We start from the raw sequence: 19,337 nt of genomic DNA on the forward strand, positions 1-19,337 counted from the left end.
GCAGATTCGTCAGGCTGACGTTGCCGCGCTGTCGCGGCAAACAGTGCTCGATCTGCTGATATTGGGCTTCGGTGATTTCCATACCCGAAGTATACGAGCAAATTCATTTAGTGTGAACACGCCCTAGCAGCGCGAGGTCGCCCGTCAGGTGCACGAGCACGAGCGCGGCGGGGACCACGTCGGCTTCCTCCAGCGCAGTGCGCAACGCTGTTTCATCGCGCACTGCGGCTTCGAATATATTCATGGGGGGAGTGTTCATATCTGCGTGGCTATCGGGGAAGAAGAGTGGCGATAGTCTATGAACGATCCACGCAGCGCGTGACGATTTCGATTGATGGGCTCGATCAGCGAATTTGATAGCAGCGGCCGGGCGGCTCCCCACGCCTTCCGTAACGTGCCCAAGGAGACAGCGCCCCATGGAAATTCAGACCAGGGCCATTCATTACTTCATCAGCGTTTTCGAAGAGGGTAGTTTCACCAAGGCCGCCGAACGCATGCACGTGGTCCAGTCGGCACTGAGTATGCAGATCCGCAATCTGGAAGACGATCTCGGGACGCCGCTGTTCGAGCGAGGGCAGCGCGGGCTGGTTCCCACGGTCGCGGGTCGCCGCTTCTACGAGCTGGCGGTGTCGATCGCGCGCAGCCTCTCGGCGGCGCGCCAGGAGATCCGGGATCTGGCTGCCGGCAACGCGGTAACAGGATCGCTCAGGGTCGGGGTCACTTCGTCGATGTGCAAGAACGTATTGGGCAGGGTGTTGGCGGATTTCTACGCCTTGTATCCCGGTGTGGACATCTCCGTCACCGAGGGCTACGCGCGTAATATCACCGAGCTGGTCCAGGCGGGCGCCTTGGACCTGGGACTTGGAGCGATGCCTCTGGACAACAGCAGTCTGTCGTGTGAGCTCGGGTTTACCGATGAGTTCGTGCTCGTGGCTAGCCAGCCGATCAACGGCCCGACCTTCGCGCCGTGCGACCTGGCGCTCATGCGCGACCTGGTGCTGGTGATTCCCTCCGAGCGCCACCTGCTCGGGTCGACGATGCAGAATCACATTGCCAGCGGGCGGGTGGCAGCCAAGAAGGTCATAAAGATCGACGGCATGGTCGCGACGCTCGAGAGCATCCGCCATTCGGACTGGGGGGCGATCTGCCTGATGAATTCGGTCGCGGACCGGATTGCCACGGGGGAGTATTACATCTATCCGATCCTGAATCCGCGCGTGCAGTTCGATCTGTTCCTGCTGCACGATTTGAGATTTCCGCCCACGCTGGCGGCGCGCCGCTTTACCGAGATGTTCGCGGCCCGACTGCGTGAAATCAAGGCGATGTGGTCGGAAGCGTTTCCTGCGCTCGAGGCTCCCGCTAGAAGCGCGTGAGCGCGGGAGCATTCGCTCGGTTGACGCTTTGAACTGGCGCCATCTGCGGAATACGCAGCTTCAGGCCCACCGCCGTATGTCACTTCCTTGCGGGAAACACCCTCGATACGCTTCGCACCCGGGACAGCCGGGCGCGGGCGCCGGCGCTTCGCCGCGCGCCGCGGCCAGGTCGTAGGCCAGGAATTTCTTCCAGCGCATATGAGTGGTATTGCGCTCGGGCAGACCAGGGAAGTAGCGCTGCAGGGCTTGGGTGACGTCCTCGCGGCCGGCCAGGCCGAGGTCCTTCCACAAATGGTCGGGGCGAAGACAGGCATGGGCGATGATGCGGGCGAGGTCGTCGGCATCATCGGCAGACAGGGCGGGATTGCGGTGGGCGATAAGGTGCCGGTGCAGGCCGAGCGTGAAACCGGTTTCCCTTGGCGGCATAGTCAGAGACGGCGGCGGTTCGCCTGGGAAGCGGCGCGCGTACAGGGCGCGCAGCCGCGTGTCGTCCAGGCCTAGCCAATGCAGTTCGCCACGCACCTCGCGGGCCGCCACCAATTGCGCGAACAGCCGCGTATCGAAGGCGTCCGGAACCGTGGCGCGGGCGGCGAGTGAGTGGGCGCGGACCTGGACATCGGTGGCGGCGGGGCAAGGCATGGGTTGCGGCGGCACGGCGGATCTCCTGTCGCTTCGTCCCTAAAGCTCACTCGATGTTCTGCGCCTGCTCCCGCATCTGCTCGATCAGCAGCTTCAGGTCCATGGCCGCGCGCGTGACCTCCAGCCCGCCCGCCTTGGACCCCAGCGTGTTGGCCTCGCGGTTCATCTCCTGGAACAGGAAGTCGAGCCGCTTGCCGGCGCTGCCCTTGTCGGCCTTCTTGCCGCCGCCCTTGCCGATCAGTTGCTTGAGCTCGGCCAGGTGCGAATGCAGGCGCGACAGTTCCTCGGCGACGTCGATGCGCAGCCCGAACAGGGTGGCCTCGTGGGCCAGGCGTTCCGACAGCTCCTCGCCCCGGATGTGCTGGAAGCCGCCGGGGAAGGCGGCCTCGACCGTGTCGCGCAGCTTGCGCGCCAGCCGCTCGCGGTATTCCTGCACCAGCTGCGGCATGCGCTGTTCGACCTCGGCCACGATGGCGGCGACCGATTCCGCGCGATCGGCGATCATCGCGGCCAGGCGCTCGCCTTCGCGATCCCGGGCCTCCTGCATCTGCGCCAGGGCTTCGCCGGCGGCGCGCAAGGCGGCCTCGCGCCAGGTGTCTTCGGATTCCTCGGCGGCCTGCACGCCGGGCCAGGCTAGCAATTCGGCCAGTCGCGGCGCCTGGGTGTCGGGAAACACCGCCTGGACCTTGCGGAACAGCGAGGCAGCCTGTTCGAGCGCGGCCACGTTGATGGAATCGGGGTCGGTGGCGAGGCGGCGCTGGATGGTGGCGCGTACCTCGATCTTGCCGCGCGATACGGCCTTGGTCAGGAGTTCGCGCAGCGGGGTCTCGAGCGCGCGCAGCTCGTCCGGCACGCGGAAGTGCAAATCGAGGAAGCGGCTGTTGACGCTGCGCAGTTCGATGGATACCGAACCGTGGTCGGTATCGGCGCGCGCGGCGCCGAATGCGGTCATGCTACGGATCATGGCAAAGGCCTGTGAGGACGTGGGCGAGGCCGACGGGCACGGCGACGCGGCCGGTGCGTTTGTCGGCATGAGCCTGCATGATAAAACGGGGCGGTGGTTCTTGGGGCCTTGCTCGTACAATGTCCGCATCCGGCCGCCGCGGCGCGGCCCGTTCGTTTTCGCGGCGGCTGCCCGCTTTGCCGGCCCGCCTATCGATCTGGAGTTTTTTCATGAGCCTTGCCCCCCCTTCGTTTGCCCGGCCGTCCGGCCGCGGCCCTGCCTCGCTTCGCCCCGTCACGCTGCAGCGCGGCTATACGCGCTATGCGGAAGGGTCGGTGCTGGTGACCTTCGGCGACACGCAGGTAATCTGTACGGCCAGCGTGGAAGACAAGGTCCCGCCGTTCCTCAAGGGCATGGGGCAGGGTTGGGTTACGGCCGAGTACGGCATGCTGCCGCGCGCCACGCACACCCGCGGCAGCCGCGAGGCCGCCAAGGGCAAGCAGAGCGGACGCACCCAGGAGATCCAGCGCCTGATCGGCCGCAGCCTGCGTGCCGTGTTCGACTTGGCCAAGCTGGGCGAGCGCACGCTGCACCTGGATTGCGACGTCATCCAGGCCGACGGCGGCACGCGCACCGCCAGTATCACCGGCGCGTTCGTCGCCGCCAGCGACGCCGTGGCGCTGCTGATGGCGCGCGGCGAACTGGCCGCCTCGCCCATTCGCGACCACGTGGCCGCCATCTCGGTCGGAATCTACGAAGGCCAGCCCGTGCTGGATCTGGACTACGCCGAGGATTCGCAGTGCGAAACCGACATGAACGTCGTGATGACGGGCAGCGGCGCCTACGTCGAGGTCCAGGGCACTGCCGAGGGCGTGCCGTTCTCGCGCAAGGAAATGGATGCGCTGCTGGAACTGGCCGAGGCGGGCATCGCCGATCTCGTGCGCTTGCAGCGCGAGGTCCTGGCGCAGCCGTATCCGGGCCGCTGATGATCGCCTGGCAACGGAGCGCAAGATAATGAGGAAACTGGTCCTGGCATCCAACAATGCGGGCAAGCTGCGCGAGTTCTCGTCGCTCTTGGCTACCCGCGGGTTCGAGCTGGTGCCGCAGGGCAGCCTGGGCGTGCCGGAGGCCGAGGAGCCGCACGTCACGTTCATCGAAAACGCGCTGGCCAAGGCCAGGCACGCGAGCCGGCTGACCGGCCTGCCTGCCCTGGCCGATGATTCGGGCGTATGCGTGACGGCCCTGGGCGGCGAGCCCGGCGTGTATTCGGCGCGCTATGCGGCGCGCAATGGCGGCGAAAAGTCCGATGCCGCCAACAATGCGCTGCTGGTCGAGCGGCTGCGCGGCGCCGCCGACCGGCGGGCCTATTACTACGCGGCGCTGGTGCTGGTGCGCTCGGCGGAAGATCCGCAGCCGCTCATAGGCGAAGGCCTGTGGTGGGGCGAGATCGTCCCGCAGCCGCGCGGCGGCGGCGGGTTCGGCTACGACCCGCATTTCTTGCTGCCCAGCCTTGGCAGGACAGCGGCCGAGCTGACGCCCGACGAGAAGAATCGCCTCAGTCACCGCGCCCAGGCGCTGGCGGTGCTGATGGACAAGCTGGATACGTTCTGATGCCCCGGTCGATCGCCATCAGGCCGGCCGGGCAGGGCGCGCCGGCACCCAAGGCGGCGATGCCGTTCGCGCCCGGCCCCAGCCTGCTGACGAGCCTGCCGCCTTTGTCGGTCTACGTGCACGTGCCCTGGTGCGTGCGCAAATGCCCGTATTGCGACTTCAATTCCCATGCCGCCCCCGACGAATTGCCGGAGGAGCGCTACCTGCAGGCGCTGACCGCCGATCTCGAGCAGAGCCTGCCGCAGGTATGGGGACGCAAGGTGATCTCGGTATTCATAGGCGGCGGCACGCCCAGCCTGCTGTCGGCCGCCACGCTGGACGCGATGCTGGCGTTGCTGCGTTCCCGGCTGCCGCTGCTGCCCGATGCCGAGATCACCATGGAAGCGAATCCCGGGACAGTCGAGGCCGGCCGCTTTGCCGATTACGCGGCGAGCGGGGTCAACCGCATCTCGCTAGGCATCCAGAGTTTCGACGACCGCAGCCTGAAGGCACTGGGACGCATCCACGACGGCCGCGCCGCCCGGGAAGCCATCGATATCGCGCAGCGCCACGTCAGGCGGGTCAATCTCGACCTGATGTTCGCGCTGCCCGGCCAGACGCCGGAAGGATGCCTGGATGACGTGGAGACCGCGCTGGCCTTCGGCACGGAGCACCTGTCGATCTACCACCTGACGCTCGAACCCAACACGGTCTTCGCCAAGTATCCGCCCGCGCTTCCCGACGACGACACCGCATTCGAGATGCAGGACCGTATCGAGGCGCGCCTGGCGGACGCGGGCTACGACCATTACGAGGTGTCTGCCTATGCCAAACCCGGCGCCCGCTGCCGGCACAACCTGAATTACTGGGAGTTCGGCGACTACCTCGGCATCGGCCCCGGCGCGCACGGCAAGCTGTCCTTCCACGACCGCATCCTGCGCGAGGCACGGGTCCGCAATCCGCAATCGTGGATGGATGCCTTGCTCGAGCCGGCGGCCGGCGCCTCCCACCTGGCCGAGTCGCGCCAGGTCGGGCCGGACGAGCTGCCGTTCGAGTTCATGCTCAACGCGCTGCGGCTGACCGACGGCGTGCCGGCCGCGAGTTTCGCCGAACGCACGGGCTTGAACCTCGCCACGATCGCCAAGCCGCTTGCGCGCGCCGTCGAACGGGGACTGCTGGACGAAGACCCCACCCGGATCCGCCCCACGCCCCTTGGCCGCCGCTTCCTGAACGACCTGCAGAGCCTTTTCCTGTGAACCGCGACCCCGCCTAGTGCGCGCCGCGCCAGCGCACAGCACGTTTGCACTAAATTGGTGCAAAATGGGCCTAAGCCGGTACGATGCACCAGGATGGGGATCACCGTCGCTTGTGGCGACCCGTTGTGGTGCGTAAATTGAAATCATCTTCCTGTGCCAATATGCGAGAATTCCGCGCCGTCCTGCACAAGCACGCGGGCGGCGGTTTTGTCCCGCTCTGGCACGGAACCTGCTTATTCTGACGCGCAACCCTTCAGCCCGACCCAGGTCGAGCTGTGTGCATGCCGAGAACGCTGCGCCCCCGGGGGAGCCGGAGGCGATTACGAGACTTATCAGGAGCCCTAATGGCAACGCCTAAAGACGTCCTCAAGATGATTGCGGACAACGAGGTCAAGTTCGTTGACTACCGTTTCACCGATACCCGCGGCAAGGAGCAGCACGTGTCGGTGCCGGCCCACACCGTGGACGAAGACAAGTTCGAGACGGGCCACGCCTTCGACGGCTCTTCGATCGCCGGCTGGAAGGGCATTGAGGCGTCCGACATGCTGCTGATCCCCGAGCCCTCGACCGCTCGCATGGATCCGTTCCGCGAGGAATCCACCCTGATCATGACCTGCGACGTGGTCGAGCCTTCCGACATGAAAGGCTACGACCGCGATCCCCGTTCGCTGGCCAAGCGCGCCGAGGCGTACCTGAAATCCTCGGGCCTGGGCGACACTGCCTACTTCGGTCCCGAGCCCGAGTTCTTCGTGTTCGACGGCGTGACCTGGAACGTCGACATGTCGGGCTGCTTCGTCAAGATCAAGTCGGAAGAGGCCTCCTGGTCCACCGGCATCGACTACGACGGCGGCAACCTGGCCCATCGTCCGGCCGTCAAGGGCGGCTATTTCCCCGTTCCGCCTACCGATTCGTTCCAGGATCTGCGCTCGGAAATGTGCCTGCTGCTCGAACAGCAGGGCGTGCCGGTCGAAGTGCATCACCACGAAGTCGCGGGCCCGGGCCAGCTGGAAATCGGCACCAAGTTCTCGACCCTGGTGCAGCGCGCCGACTGGAACCAGATCATGAAGTACACGATCTGGAACGTCGCCGCCGCCTACGGCAAGACGGCCACCTTCATGCCCAAGCCCGTGGTCGGCGACAACGGCTCGGGCATGCACGTCCACCAGTCGATCTGGAAGGATGGCCAGAACCTGTTCGCGGGCAACGGCTACGCCGGCCTGTCCGAGTTCGCGCTGTACTACATCGGCGGCATCATCAAGCACGCCCGCGCGCTGAACGCCATCACCAATCCGGGCACCAACTCGTACAAGCGCCTGGTCCCGCACTTCGAAGCCCCGGTCAAGCTGGCTTACTCGGCTCGCAACCGCTCGGCCTCGATCCGCATTCCTTACGTCGCCAACCCGAAGGGTCGCCGTATCGAGACGCGCTTCCCGGATCCGCTGGCCAACCCGTACCTGGCTTTCTCGGCCCTGATGATGGCCGGCCTGGACGGCGTGATGAACAAGATCCACCCGGGCGATCCCGCCGACAAGAACCTGTACGATCTGCCGCCCGAAGAGGACGCCAAGATCCCGACCGTGTGCTCGTCGCTCGACCAGGCGCTGGAAGCGCTCGACAAGGACCGCGAGTTCCTGACCCGCGGCGGCGTGTTCAGCAACGCCATGATCGACGCCTACATCAACCTGAAGATGGACGAAGTCACGCGCTTCCGCGCGACGACTCATCCGCTCGAGTTCGATATGTACTACGGCCTCTGATCCGGACCGGGTCAGTCGTCGGCAACGAGAAACGGGGCGCGAGAACGCCCCGTTTTCATTTTCATGAGCCATACATCCTTCGATCCGCCGTTCCACGATGCCGATGCCTTCGCGGCGTTCGAGCTGCTGTCCAGTGCCATCCTGGTCATCGACGACGATGGCCTGATCCGCTATGCCAATGCGCCGGCCGAAGACCTGTTCGAGGTATCGGTACGGCAGCTCTATGCAGTGCGCGCATGCGACCTGTTCCGCGACGGCGAGCAACTGCGCCAGTCGCTCGAAGAGGCCAAGTCGCAGCAGTTCGCCGACAAGAGGCAGATACTCGAGATCGACCGCCTGGGACGCGAGCCGACGCAGGTGTCGGCCACGGTGGTGGCGCTGTACGGGCAGCCATGGCCGGCGCTGATCGAGCTGCGCGAGATCGAGCAGCAATTGAAGGTGGATCGCGAAGAGCGCCTGCTGGAACAGGCGCAGGCCAATCGCGAACTGCTGCGAAATCTGGCGCACGAGATCAAGAATCCCCTGGGCGGGCTGCGCGGCGCGGCCCAGTTGCTGGAAGCGGAGCTGTCCGAACCCGCGCTGATCGAGTACACCCAGGTCATCATCCAGGAAGCCGACCGCCTGCAGACGCTGGTGGACCGCCTGCTGGTTCCGCACCGGGCCCCGCGCATCGTCGGCGACGTCAACATCCACGAGGTGTGCGAACGCGTGCGCTCGCTGGTGCTGGCCGAATACCCGAGCGGGCTCAAGATCGTGCGCGACTACGACGCCGCCATTCCCGAGTTCCGGGGCGACAAGGCGCAACTGATCCAGGCCGTGCTGAACATCGTGCGCAACGCGGCGGAAGCCCTGTCGGCGCGCATCGCCGCGGGCGACGCCGAGATCACGCTGCGCACCCGAGTGGTTCGGCAGATCACGCTGGCCAAGCAGCGCTTCAAGCTGGCATTGGAATTGCATGTGATGGACAACGGTCCAGGCATTCCCCCGGAACTGCTGGACCGGATCTTCCACCCGCTGGTTTCCGGACGTGAAGGAGGCAGCGGGTTGGGATTGACCTTGGCCCAGACTTTCGTGCAGCAGCACGAGGGTGTGATCGAATGCGACAGCCGGCCCGGCCTGACCGATTTCCGGCTGTTGCTGCCACTGCCCTGAACTCATGAAGTGAATGGAGTATCTTTTGCCAGCGTTCCTAGGAAGTCAGCGATGAAACCGATCTGGATCGTAGATGATGACCGTTCGATCCGCTGGGTGCTCGAAAAAGCCTTGGCTCGCGAGAACCTGCCCAGCCGCAGTTTCGGCACCGCGCGCGAGGCCCTGGACGCGCTCGGCGACGACGTGCCGCAGGTCCTGGTGACCGACATCCGCATGCCCGGCGCCGGGGGCATCGAGCTGTTGCAGGCGGTCAAGCGGCGCTTTCCGGCGCTGCCGGTCATCGTCATGACCGCGTACTCCGACCTCGAGAGCGCGGTGTCCGCCTTCCAGGGAGGCGCGTTCGAGTATCTGCCCAAGCCGTTCGACGTCGACACCGCCACGGAGCTGATCCGGCGCGCGGTCGAGGAAAGCCTGCGCGAAGAGGCTTCGGCCGACGAGACGCTGGTGGGAACGCCCGAGATCCTGGGGCAGGCCCCGGCCATGCAGGAAGTCTTCCGCGCCATCGGGCGCCTGTCGCAGTCGCAGGTAACCGTAATGATCACGGGCGAGTCCGGCAGCGGCAAGGAGCTGGTGGCGCGGGCACTGCATCGCCACAGTGCCCGCGCTTCCGGCCCCTTCGTGGCCATCAATACCGCGGCCATTCCCCGCGACCTGCTGGAGTCGGAGCTGTTCGGCCATGAGCGCGGCGCATTCACCGGCGCGCAAAGCATGCGGCGCGGCCGGTTCGAGCAGGCCGACGGCGGTACCTTGTTCCTGGATGAGATCGGCGACATGCCGGCGGAATTGCAGACCCGGCTATTGCGCGTGCTGTCGGATGGCAGCTTCTATCGGGTTGGCGGGCACAGTCCCGTGCACGCCAACGTGCGCGTGATCGCTGCGACGCACCAGCCGCTGGAAGAGCGCGTCAAGCAGGGCCTGTTCCGCGAAGACCTGTTCCATCGGCTCAACGTCATCCGCCTGCGGCTGCCGCCGCTGCGCGAGCGGGCAGAGGACATCCCGCTGCTGGCGCGCCACTTCCTCGCGCGCAGCGCACGCGATCTGGGCGTCGAACCCAAGCGCTTCACGCCGGCCGCGTTGGCCGCCTTGTCGCGGTTTCCGTTTCCCGGCAACGTGCGGCAACTGGAGAACATCTGCCATTGGCTGACCGTGATGGCGCCTGCGCAGACCGTGGACGTGCAGGACCTGCCGCCTGAGCTGCTGGAGAAAGCGCCGCGCGAGAGCCACGCCGCGGTGGGAAGCGAGGCGGCGCCGGAGGCGGCGGTGCCGGCGGGCGAGCGCCTGCCTGCGGTGCAAGGCTCCGCCGAGGCCGCCGCGCGCAGCGGGGGCGTGGCGGTGGCCGAGCGCGCCAGCCTCTGGCTGAGCGGCCTGCAGAGCGACGTCGAGCAACGGCTGCAGCGCGGCGAACCGGACATCATGCAGACGCTGACGCGCCAGTTCGAAAGCACGCTGATCACCACGGCGCTGCGCGCCACGCGCGGGCGGCGTATCGAGGCGGCGCTCAAGCTCGGGATCGGGCGCAACACCATTACGCGCAAGATCCAGGACCTGGGGCTCGAAGAGGACGATTGAAGTCCGTGGGCGCGGCGCCGGCGGCTGCGGGGTCAGCCCAGCGCCGTGTCCAGCAGCATCATGATCACGAAGCCCACCATGAGTCCGCAGGTCGCGAATACTTCATGGCCTTTGCGGTGGGATTCGGGAATGATCTCATGGCTGATCACGAACAGCATCGCGCCCGCCGCGAAACCCAGGCCCCAGGGCAGCAGCACGCTCGAAAAGCCGATGATGGCTGCGCCGACCACCGCGGCCAGGGGTTCGACCAGGCCGCTGGCGATGCCTAGCGCCACCGAGGTCAGGCGGCTGTAGCCGATGCTGACCAGCGCCACCGCCACCACCAGGCCCTCGGGTATGTCCTGGATCGAGATGCCGGTGGTCAGCGCCGAGGCGCGCAGGACGTCCGTACCCGCATAAGCCACGCCTATCGCCAGCCCCTCCGGCAGATTGTGCAGCGCGATCGCGAAGATGAACATCCAGGTGCGGCGTATGCGCACCGCGGAGTGCTTGGGCATGCCTTCCACGCCCTTGATGAAGTGCTCGTGCGGCAGGTAGCGCTCCATGATGAGCAGCAGCGCCGCGCCGAGCAGGATGGCGGCTCCCACGGTGAGCCCCGCTCCCCACGGACCGGCCCCCTGGGCCTTGGCCGCCGCCAGCCCGGGCACCACCAGGGAGAAACCGCTGGCGGCCAGCATGACGCCGGCGCCGAAGCCGAACAAGGTGTCCTGCATGCGGTCGGAAAGCCGCTGGGCGAACAGCACCGGGAGCGTACCCATGGCGGTCGCGCCGGCCGCCATGGAACCGCCGATCAGCGCTTCCTGCACGTGCGACTGGCCGTCCCACAGCGCGGCGATCATGCCATGCGCGAGGACCAGCAAGCCCCCCAGCGCGATGAGGCCGCCAAGCAGCTTGCGCAACATGCTGCCCAGCGTAGGGCTCGTGGGATCGCTATGCGTGGTCATCCGGCATCCGTATCGGCTTGGAAGGCAGGACTGCGGGCTCGTCTCCCTATAGTAGTCATTTTGCGGCGCCGGGACCGCATGGGCGTGTGTTACCGATCATGAGGCGTGGCGCCGAGGCCGCTTACCACGCGCGTCACGGCGGCAAGCAGGAAGGCCAGGTCATCCTGGCCGATAGTGAAGGCCGGGGTCAGATACACGATGTTGCCGAACGGCCGCACCCAGACGCCGGCCTCGACCAGCCGCGCCCGCAAGGCATCGCGGTCGAAGGCGCCTTCGAGCTCGACCGCGCCGATGGCGCCCAGCACGCGCACGTCGCGCACCCAGGGTAGATCGCGGCACGGCGCAAGGCCCGCTTCCAGCGCGCGGGACAAGGCGGCCACCTGCTGCAGGCGCGGCTCGTGTTCGAACAGGTCCAGCGAGGCATTGGCGGCGGCGCAGGCCAGGGCGTTGCCCATGAAGGTCGGGCCGTGCATCAGGGCGTGGCCGGGATCGTCGGACCAGAAACCGTCGAACACGCGCTGGCTGGCGACGGTGGCGGCAAGCGGCAGCGTGCCGCCGGTCAGAGCCTTGGACAGCGTGATGATGTCGGGCCTCGCGCCGGCCTGTTCGAACGCGAACATCGTGCCGGTGCGGCCGAAGCCGGTGAAGATCTCGTCGTAGATCAGCAGCAGGCCGTGCCGGTCCGCCAGCCTGCGCAACCGGGCCAGCACCGCGGGCGGGTGCATCAGCATGCCGCCGGCGCCCTGGACCAGCGGCTCGACCAGGATGCCGGCCAACTCGTGGGCGTGCTGGCGCAATAGGGATTCCAGCTCGGCTTCCGAGGCGTCGTCGCGCGGCAGCGGCGCGATCACGTGCTGGGTCAGGAGCCCGCGGAACAGGCTGTGCATGCCGTCCTCCGGGTCGCAGACCGCCATGGTGCCGAAGGTATCCCCATGGTAGCCGCCGCGGAAGGCCAGAAAGCGCGAGCGCTGGCGCTCGCCGCGGTTGAGCCAGAACTGCACGGCCATCTTCATCGCCACCTCGACCGCCACCGAGCCCGAGTCCGTATAGAACACACGATCGAAGCCGGGGCCCAGCAGGGCGCACAGGCGCTGCGCCAGCCGCGCCGCGGGTTCGTGGGTAAGGCCGCCGAACATCACGTGCGGCATCGCATCGAGCTGCGCACGCACGGCCTGCGCGATGGCCGGATGGTTGTAGCCGTGGCAGGCGGTCCACCACGAGGCCACGCCGTCCACCAGGCTGCGGCCGTCGGCCAGTTCGATGCGGCTGCCATGCGTGCGCACGACGGGCAGCGGCGGCGCGGCGGTTTTCATCTGGGCATAGGGCAGCCATACATGGCGGGCGCCGTCGGCGGCCCAGGCGGGGGAGGAGAAAGTCATGATCGTCCTGCGCCGGCACGCGGGGGGTGCGGACCTGGCGTTCCACTACAATGGCCCCCATTCTACGGTGCGGGCGCCTGGTGCGCACCGCCACGCTCATGTCGATACTCGATTCACTGCTTGCCCAAGAACTCGACCGCGCGGAACAGCGCCAGATGCGGCGGCGTCTGCGTACCGCCGACTGCGCGCGCGATGGACGCCTGTTGTTCGAGGGCAGGGAAGTGATCGATTTCTCCAGCAACGATTACCTTGGCCTGGCCCGCCATCCGGCGCTGGCCGAACGCGTGGCCGACTGGACCGCGCGCTACGGTGCGGGGTCGCGTGCATCGCGCCTGGTGTCGGGCAATCTCGCGTTGCACGAATCGATCGAAGCCAAGCTGGCGCGCTTCAAGGGCACGGAGGCGGCGCTGCTGTTCGCGTCGGGCTGGCAGGCCAACGCCGCCGTGTTGCCCGCGCTGCTGCGCGCGGCCTCCGGACAGGGCGAGCCCATGGTGTTCTGCGACCGCCTGAACCATGCCAGCCTGCACCACGGCTGCCAGGCGGCCGGCGTGCGCCAGATCCGCTATCGCCACAACGACCTGGATCACCTCGATTCGCTGCTGGCCGAACGCGTCGGCAAGCCGGGCCTGCGCCTCGTCGTCACCGAGAGCGTGTTCAGCATGGACGGCGACCGCACCGACGTGGCCGCATTGTGTGAACTGGCCGAGCGCCACGGCGCCTTCGTGTACCTGGACGAGGCCCATGCCACGGGCGTGCTCGGCCCCGGGGGCGCCGGGCTGGCGAGCCTGGGCCGCGGGCGGGTGGACCTGGCCATGGGCACGTTCAGCAAGGCCATGGGCAGCTTCGGGGCCTATGTGGCAGGGTCGCGGCAACTGTGCGATTACCTGCTCAATGCCTGCTCGGGATTCATCTACACCACCGCGCTGCCGCCGCCGGTGCTCGCCGCGATCGACGCCGCGCTCGATCTCGTCCCCGGCATGGACGCCGAACGGCAACGGCTGGCGCGACTGGGGAACGAACTGCGCAGGGCATTGGCGACGCTGGGCATCGGCACCGGCGCTTCGTCCACCCAGATCGTGCCCGCCATCGTCGGCGACGCCGGCGAGGCGCTCGCCCTGAGCGACCGCTTGCGGTCGCATGACCTGCTCGCGGTGGCGATCCGTCCGCCCACCGTGCCGGCCGGCACCAGCCGCCTGCGCATCGCGCTGAGCGCGGCGCATGGCGAGGAGGATGTCGTCCGGCTGATCGATGCCGTGGCGGAGGCGAGGGCATGACGGCGTCCGACGGCCGTGTCGCCATGGGACGACCCCTGCCGCTGGTGCTGCTGCACGGCTGGGGCTTCGACGCGTCGGTGTGGGATTCCGTGCGCGAGCTGCTCGCCGACTGGCCGATCCATGTGGTGGATGCGGGATACTTCGGCCACCCGTCGATGCCGTGCCTGCCGGAGAGCTATGTGGCCGTGGGCCACTCGCTCGGCGCCATGCGCTGCCTTGCGGAAACGGGCCCGGGATGCCGGGGGTGGGTACTGATCAACGGTTTCACGCGCTTTTCGGCGGCCGCGGATTTTCCCGAAGGGGTCCCCGTGCGCGTGATCGACCGCATGCTGATGCGCCTGGCCGCCGATCCGGCTGCCGTGGTGGACGATTTTCGCAAGCGTTGCGGCGCACCCGCGCAAGCGCCGGCGAGCGGCCTCGATGGCGCGGCGCTCGCAGAGGACTTGCGACGCCTGCGCGACGAGGACGCGCGGGACGCTTGGACGGCCCGGCAGGTGCCGGCCTGCGTGCTGGCCGGCGAGGCCGATCCCGTGGTCGCGCCGACGATGACGCGGGCATCGTTCGGCGAGGACGTCGGCTGGTGCGCCGGCGGCGGCCATTTGCTGCCGCTCACGCACGCCGCATGGTGCGCCGCGCGGATACGGGCGTTCGCCAACGCATTGGCCGGCTCCAGCGCGGGGGTGGCATCGGCATGACCCGGGAGCGGGAGTCCCAAGGGGCCATTGCCCGGCGCTTCGATGCCGCGGCCGGCCGTTACGCTAGTCATGCGGCCCTGCAACGCGAGGTGGCCGAAGAACTGGCCACCCGCATCGCACGCCTGTCGCTGCCACCACGGCCCCGCATCCTGGAGATCGGCTGCGGCACCGGATTCCTCAGCGCGGCGTTGGCGCGACGACTCGGGCCGGCGCAATGGACCTTGACCGACATTTCGCCGCAAATGCTGGAAACGGCGCGCCGCGAGCTCGTCTTGCCGGGGGAGAGCCGCTTTCGGGTCATGGACGGAGAATTCCCCGACATGGGCTTGGGGAGGTTCGATCTCGTCTGTTCGAGCATGGCGGTGCAATGGTTCGGCGATCTCGATGCCGGACTGGCGCGCATGGGAAGGCTGCTGGACGAGGGAGGATGGATGGCCGTCGCGACCCTGGCGGCCGATACTTTCGTCGAATGGCGTGCGGCCCACGCGCAGCACGGCCTGGACGCCGCGGTGCGGACCTATCCCCAGCCCGGGCGCATAGGCGTGTCGCTGCCAGGTTTGCGCCGCTCGATGGCGTCCGAATTGCGGGTGCAGCGGCATCGAGACGGCATCGAGTTCCTGCGCGGCCTCAAGGCGATCGGCGCCGATGCGCCGGCACCGGGCCACCGGCCTTTGCCGCCCGCCGCGCTCAAACGAATACTGGGTACTTTCGACAGGCAGGGGGCAAGCGTGACCTACCATGTGGCTTATGGAACCTGGAACAAGGGCGCCACGCCGCGCGGCGTGTTCGTGACCGGCACCGACACCGGCATCGGCAAGACGCTGGTATCGGCCGTGCTGGCGCGCGCCTGGAACGCAGACTATTGGAAGCCGCTGCAGACCGGCGTGGCGACCGAACCGGACGACACCGGTACGGTCGCCACGCTGGCCGGCCTGCCACCGGCCCGCATCCACGCGCCCCACGCCGTGCTGCAGGCGCCGCTCTCGCCCTGGGCCGCGGCCCGCGAGGAAGGCGTGAGACTGGACGTGGCGGATATCGCGGCTCCCTCTACGGAGGCGCCACTGGTGGCCGAAGGCGCCGGCGGCCTGCTGGTGCCGATCGACGACCGCTCCACCATGATCGACCTGATCGCCCGCCTGGGCCTGCCTGTGATCCTGGTGGCGCGGAGCACGCTGGGCACGCTCAATCACACGTTGTTGTCGCTGGAGGCGCTGCGGGCGCGCGGCATTCCCGTTGCCGGCGTGGTCATGAGCGGCGAGCCCTCTGCAGGCAACCGCCTGGGCATCGAACAGTTCGGCAGGGTCAGGGTGCTGGCGGAGATCCCGCGCCTGACTGCCGTCGATGCCTTCACCGTGGCTGAACTCGCGCGCGCCATTCCTCCGTTCGAGGAGGTGCTGGCCGGCGCGGCCTAGATCTCCAGCGTCGCCACTACCGGCGCGTGGTCCGAGGGCTGCTCGTTCTTGCGGATTTCGCGCTCGATCACGCAAGCGCTGCATACGGCCTTCAAGGTATCCGACAGCAGGATGTGGTCGATGCGCAGACCGGCGTTGCGGCGGAACGCCAGCTGCCGGTAGTCCCACCAGCTGAAGGACTTGGGCGGCTGTTCGAACAGCCGGAAAGCGTCGTGCAGGCCGACATCCAGCAGCGAACGGAATGCGGCCCGCTCGGGTTCCGACACCAGCACGCTGCCTTCCCACTTGGCCGGATCGTGAACGTCGCGATCATCCGGCGCGACGTTGTAGTCGCCCAGCACGGCCAGGCGTGGATAGCGGGCCAGTTCCTTCTGCAGTCCTTCGCGGAAGGCGGCGAACCATTTCAGCTTGTATTCGTATTTGTCGCTTCCCACCGACTGGCCGTTGGGGCAATAGGCGCTGACGATGCGCAGTTCGCCGGCCGGGGTATCCAGCGTGGCGGCGATGACGCGCTGCTGGGTGTCCTCGAACCCGTCGATGTTCTTGGCCACGTCCTTGACCGGCTGGCGGGTCAGGATGGCGACCCCGTTGTAGGTCTTCTGGCCGGTGAAGACGGCGTGATAGCCGATTTCCTCCAGGGCCGCGACGGGGAACTTGTCGTCGGGAAGCTTGAGCTCCTGCAGGCACAGGGCATCGACCGGATTGGCCTGCAGATAGGCGATGACCTGCGGCAGGCGCACGTTGAGGGAGTTGATGTTCCAGGTGGCGAGCTTCATCGGGCGAGGCGATTTCTAGTATGGATGCGGGCTAACGGGGGATTCATCGCCCCATCCGCTGGGCTGGCTGCAAAGCCGAGGCGCGCTTGGCAGCCGGATGGATGTCCGCCGCCTTGCGCATGATAGCAGCCTCGATTCGTGTGGACCGAATCGCTCGTCTACCCCGCCCGGCCTCGACCCCGGATGCGCCCGGCCTCGACCCGGCAGCCGGCGGACCCATGGCCGGGAACGTTCAGTCCCACTGTATGCCCAGCTCCTTCACCAGGCCGCCCCATTTGTCGCTTTCCTTCTTCAGGAAGGCCCCGAATTCGGCGGAGCTGCTGGCCACGATTTCCGCACCTTCCGAATCGATGCGCTCCTTGACTTCGGGCAGCGCCATGGCCTTTGCGATGGACTGGTGCAACGCGTCCAGCAGGGCCGGGGGCAGGCCAGCCGGCGCCACCAGGCCGTGCCAGTTGGAAACCTGCATGGCCGGCACGCCAGCCTCGGCGGTGGTGGGCAAATTGGGTAGCTGGTCGATACGGCGCGGACCCGCCACGGCCAGGCCGGTAAGGCGACCGGCTTCGATGTGCGAGCGTACCAGCGTGATGTCCGACACCATGACCTGGACCTGGCCGGCCAACAGATCGTTGAGCGCCGGACCCGAGCCGCGGTAAGGCACGTGCACCATCTCGACCCCGGCCACGCGCTTGAACAGTTCGCCGGCCAGGTGGGGAATGGTGGCGTTGCCGGCAGACCCGAAGTTGAGCTTGCCCGGATTGGCCTTGGCGTAGGACACCAGTTCGCCCAGGGTCTTGATGCCGGTGCGGGGATTTACGACGATGATCTCGGGTACGCCGATGACCTGCGACACCGGGACCAGGTCCTTGAACGGATCGTAGGGCATCTTGCGCGCGATATGCGGCGCCACGGTCAGCGCGCCGGCCAGCGAATAGCCCAGGGTGTAGCCGTCGGGCGCCGACCGGGCGACTTCGGACAGCCCGGTCAGGCCGCCCGCGCCCGGGCGATTCTCGACGATCATCGGCTGGCCCAGGATCTTGGCCAGGCCGTTCCCAAGCAGGCGGCATACCGTGTCCGCGGAGCCGCCCGGCGCCAACGGCACGATGATGCGGATGGGGCGCGAGGGGAACTTGTCGGCCGCGCGCGCCGGGAACATGGCCGTGGCCAGGGGGAGCGCCATGGCGCCAAGCGTGAGGACGCGTCGTCGTTGATCGATCACGTGGGATTCCTTGTCTCGTGTCCGGCGGGCTTCGGAAGCGCCCGGTGGCCGGTTATCGTTGATCTCGCGCCCGCGCGTGGCGCGGGCACCATGTACGCGCACTGTAGGCAATGCGATGCGCGCGGGCTATCCGCGCTCGCGTCAAAGCTGATATGCCTGAATTTGCAGGGGGAGGTCCCGCCGTACAAGGGCGCCGGGTCGGCCCGCGATGCCGCCCCGGGACGGATTCTTGCTGGCGGGCATCCGGGCGGCGCGGCCATGCGGCCATCGCCGGAGTGGCGTATAAAAGAAGGCAAGCGACGCCGGCCGCTTCCGCGCAGCGGCAGGACGGGACCATTTCTCCTCTCTTGGGTGCGACCATGGCTCTCAAACACGCAAGACAATTGGAAGCGATCGATCTGCATGCCAGCGACGAACAGCGAGGCACGCATGCCAGCAGCAGCCTGCTGCGGACGGATCACCTGCAACTGCTGCAATTGGTACTGCCGGCCGGGGATGAAATGCCGCAACACCACGTGCCGGGCGAACTGACCATCCAGTGCCTGTCCGGCGAAGCCGTCGTGACCACCCCGCACGGGGCTTGTCCGCTGCGCGTGGGACAGTTGGTGGCGTTGCCGGAGCAGGAGCCGCACGCCGTCCAGGCCCGGACCGATACGACGCTGCTGGTCACGCTGATCCGCAAGCCCGGCGATGCGGGGCCGGGAGCGCTTTGATCGAACATCGGACGGATGCGGGAGGAATCATGCAAACAAGGCCTGAACGGGAATCGCCTTCGGCCGACGGCGATGCGGCGGGCGACAGGGTGGGCGTTGCGCCTGCACAGGGCTCTGGGCCGCAAGCGCCTCCCGGGCGGGCGTCTCCCGTCTGCTACGCGGAGCAAGCGGATGCCGCCTACATGGGCTACCTGGGACGGGATGAGCTCGTGGCGGCGCTGGACGAACTGCTCGAGGCCGAGAGAGCCGGCGCTCGCGTGGCGGAGGAAACCGCGGCCCAATTGCAGGACCCGGGCGAGCGAGCGCTGATGGAGGCCATCCGGCGGGACGAGGTGAAGTGGTGCGGCATGCTGATCGCCGCCATCCAGTCGTTGGACGCCAAGCCGTCGGCGCGCACCGGTGCCTTCCACGCCAAGGCCATGGCGATCGCATCCCTGCCGGAGCGCATGGCGTTTCTCAATCGCGGGCAGGGGTGGGTGGTGAAGAAGCTCCAGGCGCTCGTGCCGCGCGTGCGCGAGCCGGGCATCCAGGACGAACTGCTCGCGATGCTGTCATCGCATCGCGAGAACATCGAACGCGTGGCCACGCGCCTTGCCGCGCCGGAAGGCGGGTGAGGGCGCCGTCTTCGGCCAGCGCGGCAGCGACG

At 67.6% G+C, this 19,337-nt stretch carries 18 protein-coding genes; 12 read left to right on the forward strand and 6 right to left on the reverse strand.

What is annotated here, in order from left to right; all coding sequences use genetic code 11:
- Positions 1–416: 416 nt before the first annotated feature.
- Positions 417–1,373 (forward strand): LysR family transcriptional regulator, encoded by a 957-nt coding sequence (locus tag CDO44_RS07305; protein WP_087779577.1) that lies wholly within the window; start codon positions 417–419, stop codon positions 1,371–1,373.
- 60 nt (positions 1,374–1,433) lie between these two features.
- Here CDO44_RS07305 and CDO44_RS07310 read toward each other — a convergent pair whose 3' ends face one another.
- Entirely contained in the window at positions 1,434–2,012 is a 579-nt protein-coding gene (locus tag CDO44_RS07310) for a nitrogen fixation protein NifQ (RefSeq protein ID WP_087779578.1), read from the reverse strand.
- Between the two features lie 46 nt (positions 2,013–2,058).
- Positions 2,059–2,976 (reverse strand): YicC/YloC family endoribonuclease, encoded by a 918-nt coding sequence (locus CDO44_RS07315; protein ID WP_087779579.1) that lies wholly within the window; start codon positions 2,974–2,976, stop codon positions 2,059–2,061.
- A gap of 209 nt (positions 2,977–3,185) precedes the next feature.
- Here CDO44_RS07315 and rph point away from each other — a divergent pair, with 209 nt between their 5' ends.
- The 6 genes from rph (at position 3,186) to ntrC (ending at position 10,279) form a co-directional block, all read left to right on the forward strand.
- Entirely contained in the window at positions 3,186–3,941 is a 756-nt protein-coding gene (rph, locus tag CDO44_RS07320; protein ID WP_087779580.1) for a ribonuclease PH, read from the forward strand.
- A 28-nt stretch (positions 3,942–3,969) separates the two neighbouring features.
- Positions 3,970–4,566 (forward strand): RdgB/HAM1 family non-canonical purine NTP pyrophosphatase, encoded by a 597-nt coding sequence (gene rdgB / locus CDO44_RS07325; RefSeq protein WP_087779581.1) that lies wholly within the window; start codon positions 3,970–3,972, stop codon positions 4,564–4,566.
- On the forward strand, positions 4,566–5,801 hold the full coding sequence (gene hemW, locus CDO44_RS07330) for a radical SAM family heme chaperone HemW (protein WP_087779582.1): 1,236 nt from the start codon (positions 4,566–4,568) through the stop codon (positions 5,799–5,801). Before rdgB ends, hemW begins: the two co-directional genes overlap by 1 nt.
- 344 nt (positions 5,802–6,145) lie before the next feature.
- Complete coding sequence (gene glnA, locus CDO44_RS07335; protein ID WP_087779583.1) at positions 6,146–7,558, forward strand: type I glutamate--ammonia ligase; 1,413 nt, start codon at positions 6,146–6,148, stop codon at positions 7,556–7,558.
- Positions 7,559–7,621: 63 nt separating this feature from the next.
- On the forward strand, positions 7,622–8,710 hold the full coding sequence (gene glnL, locus CDO44_RS07340; RefSeq protein ID WP_087779584.1) for a nitrogen regulation protein NR(II): 1,089 nt from the start codon (positions 7,622–7,624) through the stop codon (positions 8,708–8,710).
- Between the two features lie 51 nt (positions 8,711–8,761).
- Positions 8,762–10,279 carry a nitrogen regulation protein NR(I) gene (ntrC, locus tag CDO44_RS07345; protein WP_087779585.1) on the forward strand — a complete coding sequence of 506 codons (1,518 nt, stop codon included), beginning with the start codon at positions 8,762–8,764 and terminating at the stop codon, positions 10,277–10,279.
- 32 nt (positions 10,280–10,311) lie between these two features.
- Here the strand turns inward: ntrC and CDO44_RS07350 are convergent, their stop codons facing one another.
- The gene (locus tag CDO44_RS07350) at positions 10,312–11,181 is read right to left on the reverse strand and encodes a ZIP family metal transporter (protein WP_087779867.1); all 870 of its coding nucleotides are present in this window, start codon (positions 11,179–11,181) and stop codon (positions 10,312–10,314) included.
- 131 nt (positions 11,182–11,312) lie between these two features.
- Positions 11,313–12,602 (reverse strand): adenosylmethionine--8-amino-7-oxononanoate transaminase, encoded by a 1,290-nt coding sequence (locus CDO44_RS07355; RefSeq protein ID WP_087779586.1) that lies wholly within the window; start codon positions 12,600–12,602, stop codon positions 11,313–11,315.
- Positions 12,603–12,700: 98 nt separating this feature from the next.
- Between CDO44_RS07355 and bioF the strand changes: the two genes are divergently transcribed.
- From bioF to bioD, 3 genes are read left to right on the forward strand one after another with little or no spacing between them, the layout of a single operon-like run.
- Complete coding sequence (gene bioF, locus CDO44_RS07360) at positions 12,701–13,876, forward strand: 8-amino-7-oxononanoate synthase (RefSeq protein WP_087779868.1); 1,176 nt, start codon at positions 12,701–12,703, stop codon at positions 13,874–13,876.
- Positions 13,873–14,571: an alpha/beta fold hydrolase gene (locus tag CDO44_RS07365; RefSeq protein WP_233146078.1), complete on the forward strand. Its 699-nt coding sequence runs from the start codon at positions 13,873–13,875 to the stop codon at positions 14,569–14,571. Before bioF ends, CDO44_RS07365 begins: the two co-directional genes overlap by 4 nt.
- Positions 14,568–15,983 carry a dethiobiotin synthase gene (gene bioD, locus CDO44_RS07370; RefSeq protein ID WP_087779587.1) on the forward strand — a complete coding sequence of 472 codons (1,416 nt, stop codon included), beginning with the start codon at positions 14,568–14,570 and terminating at the stop codon, positions 15,981–15,983. The genes CDO44_RS07365 and bioD overlap by 4 nt, the downstream gene beginning before the upstream one ends.
- On the opposite strand, the gene xth is transcribed toward bioD, so the two are convergent.
- Complete coding sequence (gene xth, locus CDO44_RS07375; protein ID WP_087779588.1) at positions 15,980–16,759, reverse strand: exodeoxyribonuclease III; 780 nt, start codon at positions 16,757–16,759, stop codon at positions 15,980–15,982. The two genes, bioD and xth, sit on opposite strands and share 4 nt — an antisense overlap.
- Positions 16,760–16,991: 232 nt before the next feature.
- Positions 16,992–17,978, reverse strand: coding sequence for a tripartite tricarboxylate transporter substrate binding protein (locus CDO44_RS07380; protein ID WP_087779589.1), 987 nt, complete (start codon positions 17,976–17,978; stop codon positions 16,992–16,994).
- Between the two features lie 359 nt (positions 17,979–18,337).
- Between CDO44_RS07380 and CDO44_RS07385 the strand changes: the two genes are divergently transcribed.
- Together CDO44_RS07385 and CDO44_RS07390 are read left to right on the forward strand one after the other, a co-directional pair.
- Entirely contained in the window at positions 18,338–18,691 is a 354-nt protein-coding gene (locus tag CDO44_RS07385) for a cupin domain-containing protein (protein WP_087779590.1), read from the forward strand.
- A gap of 29 nt (positions 18,692–18,720) precedes the next feature.
- Positions 18,721–19,305: a DUF6306 domain-containing protein gene (locus CDO44_RS07390; RefSeq protein WP_233146079.1), complete on the forward strand. Its 585-nt coding sequence runs from the start codon at positions 18,721–18,723 to the stop codon at positions 19,303–19,305.
- The last annotated feature ends 32 nt before the right edge of the window (positions 19,306–19,337 follow it).

The organism is Pigmentiphaga sp. NML080357, from assembly GCF_002188465.1.
Classification (GTDB): domain Bacteria; phylum Pseudomonadota; class Gammaproteobacteria; order Burkholderiales; family Burkholderiaceae_B; genus Pigmentiphaga.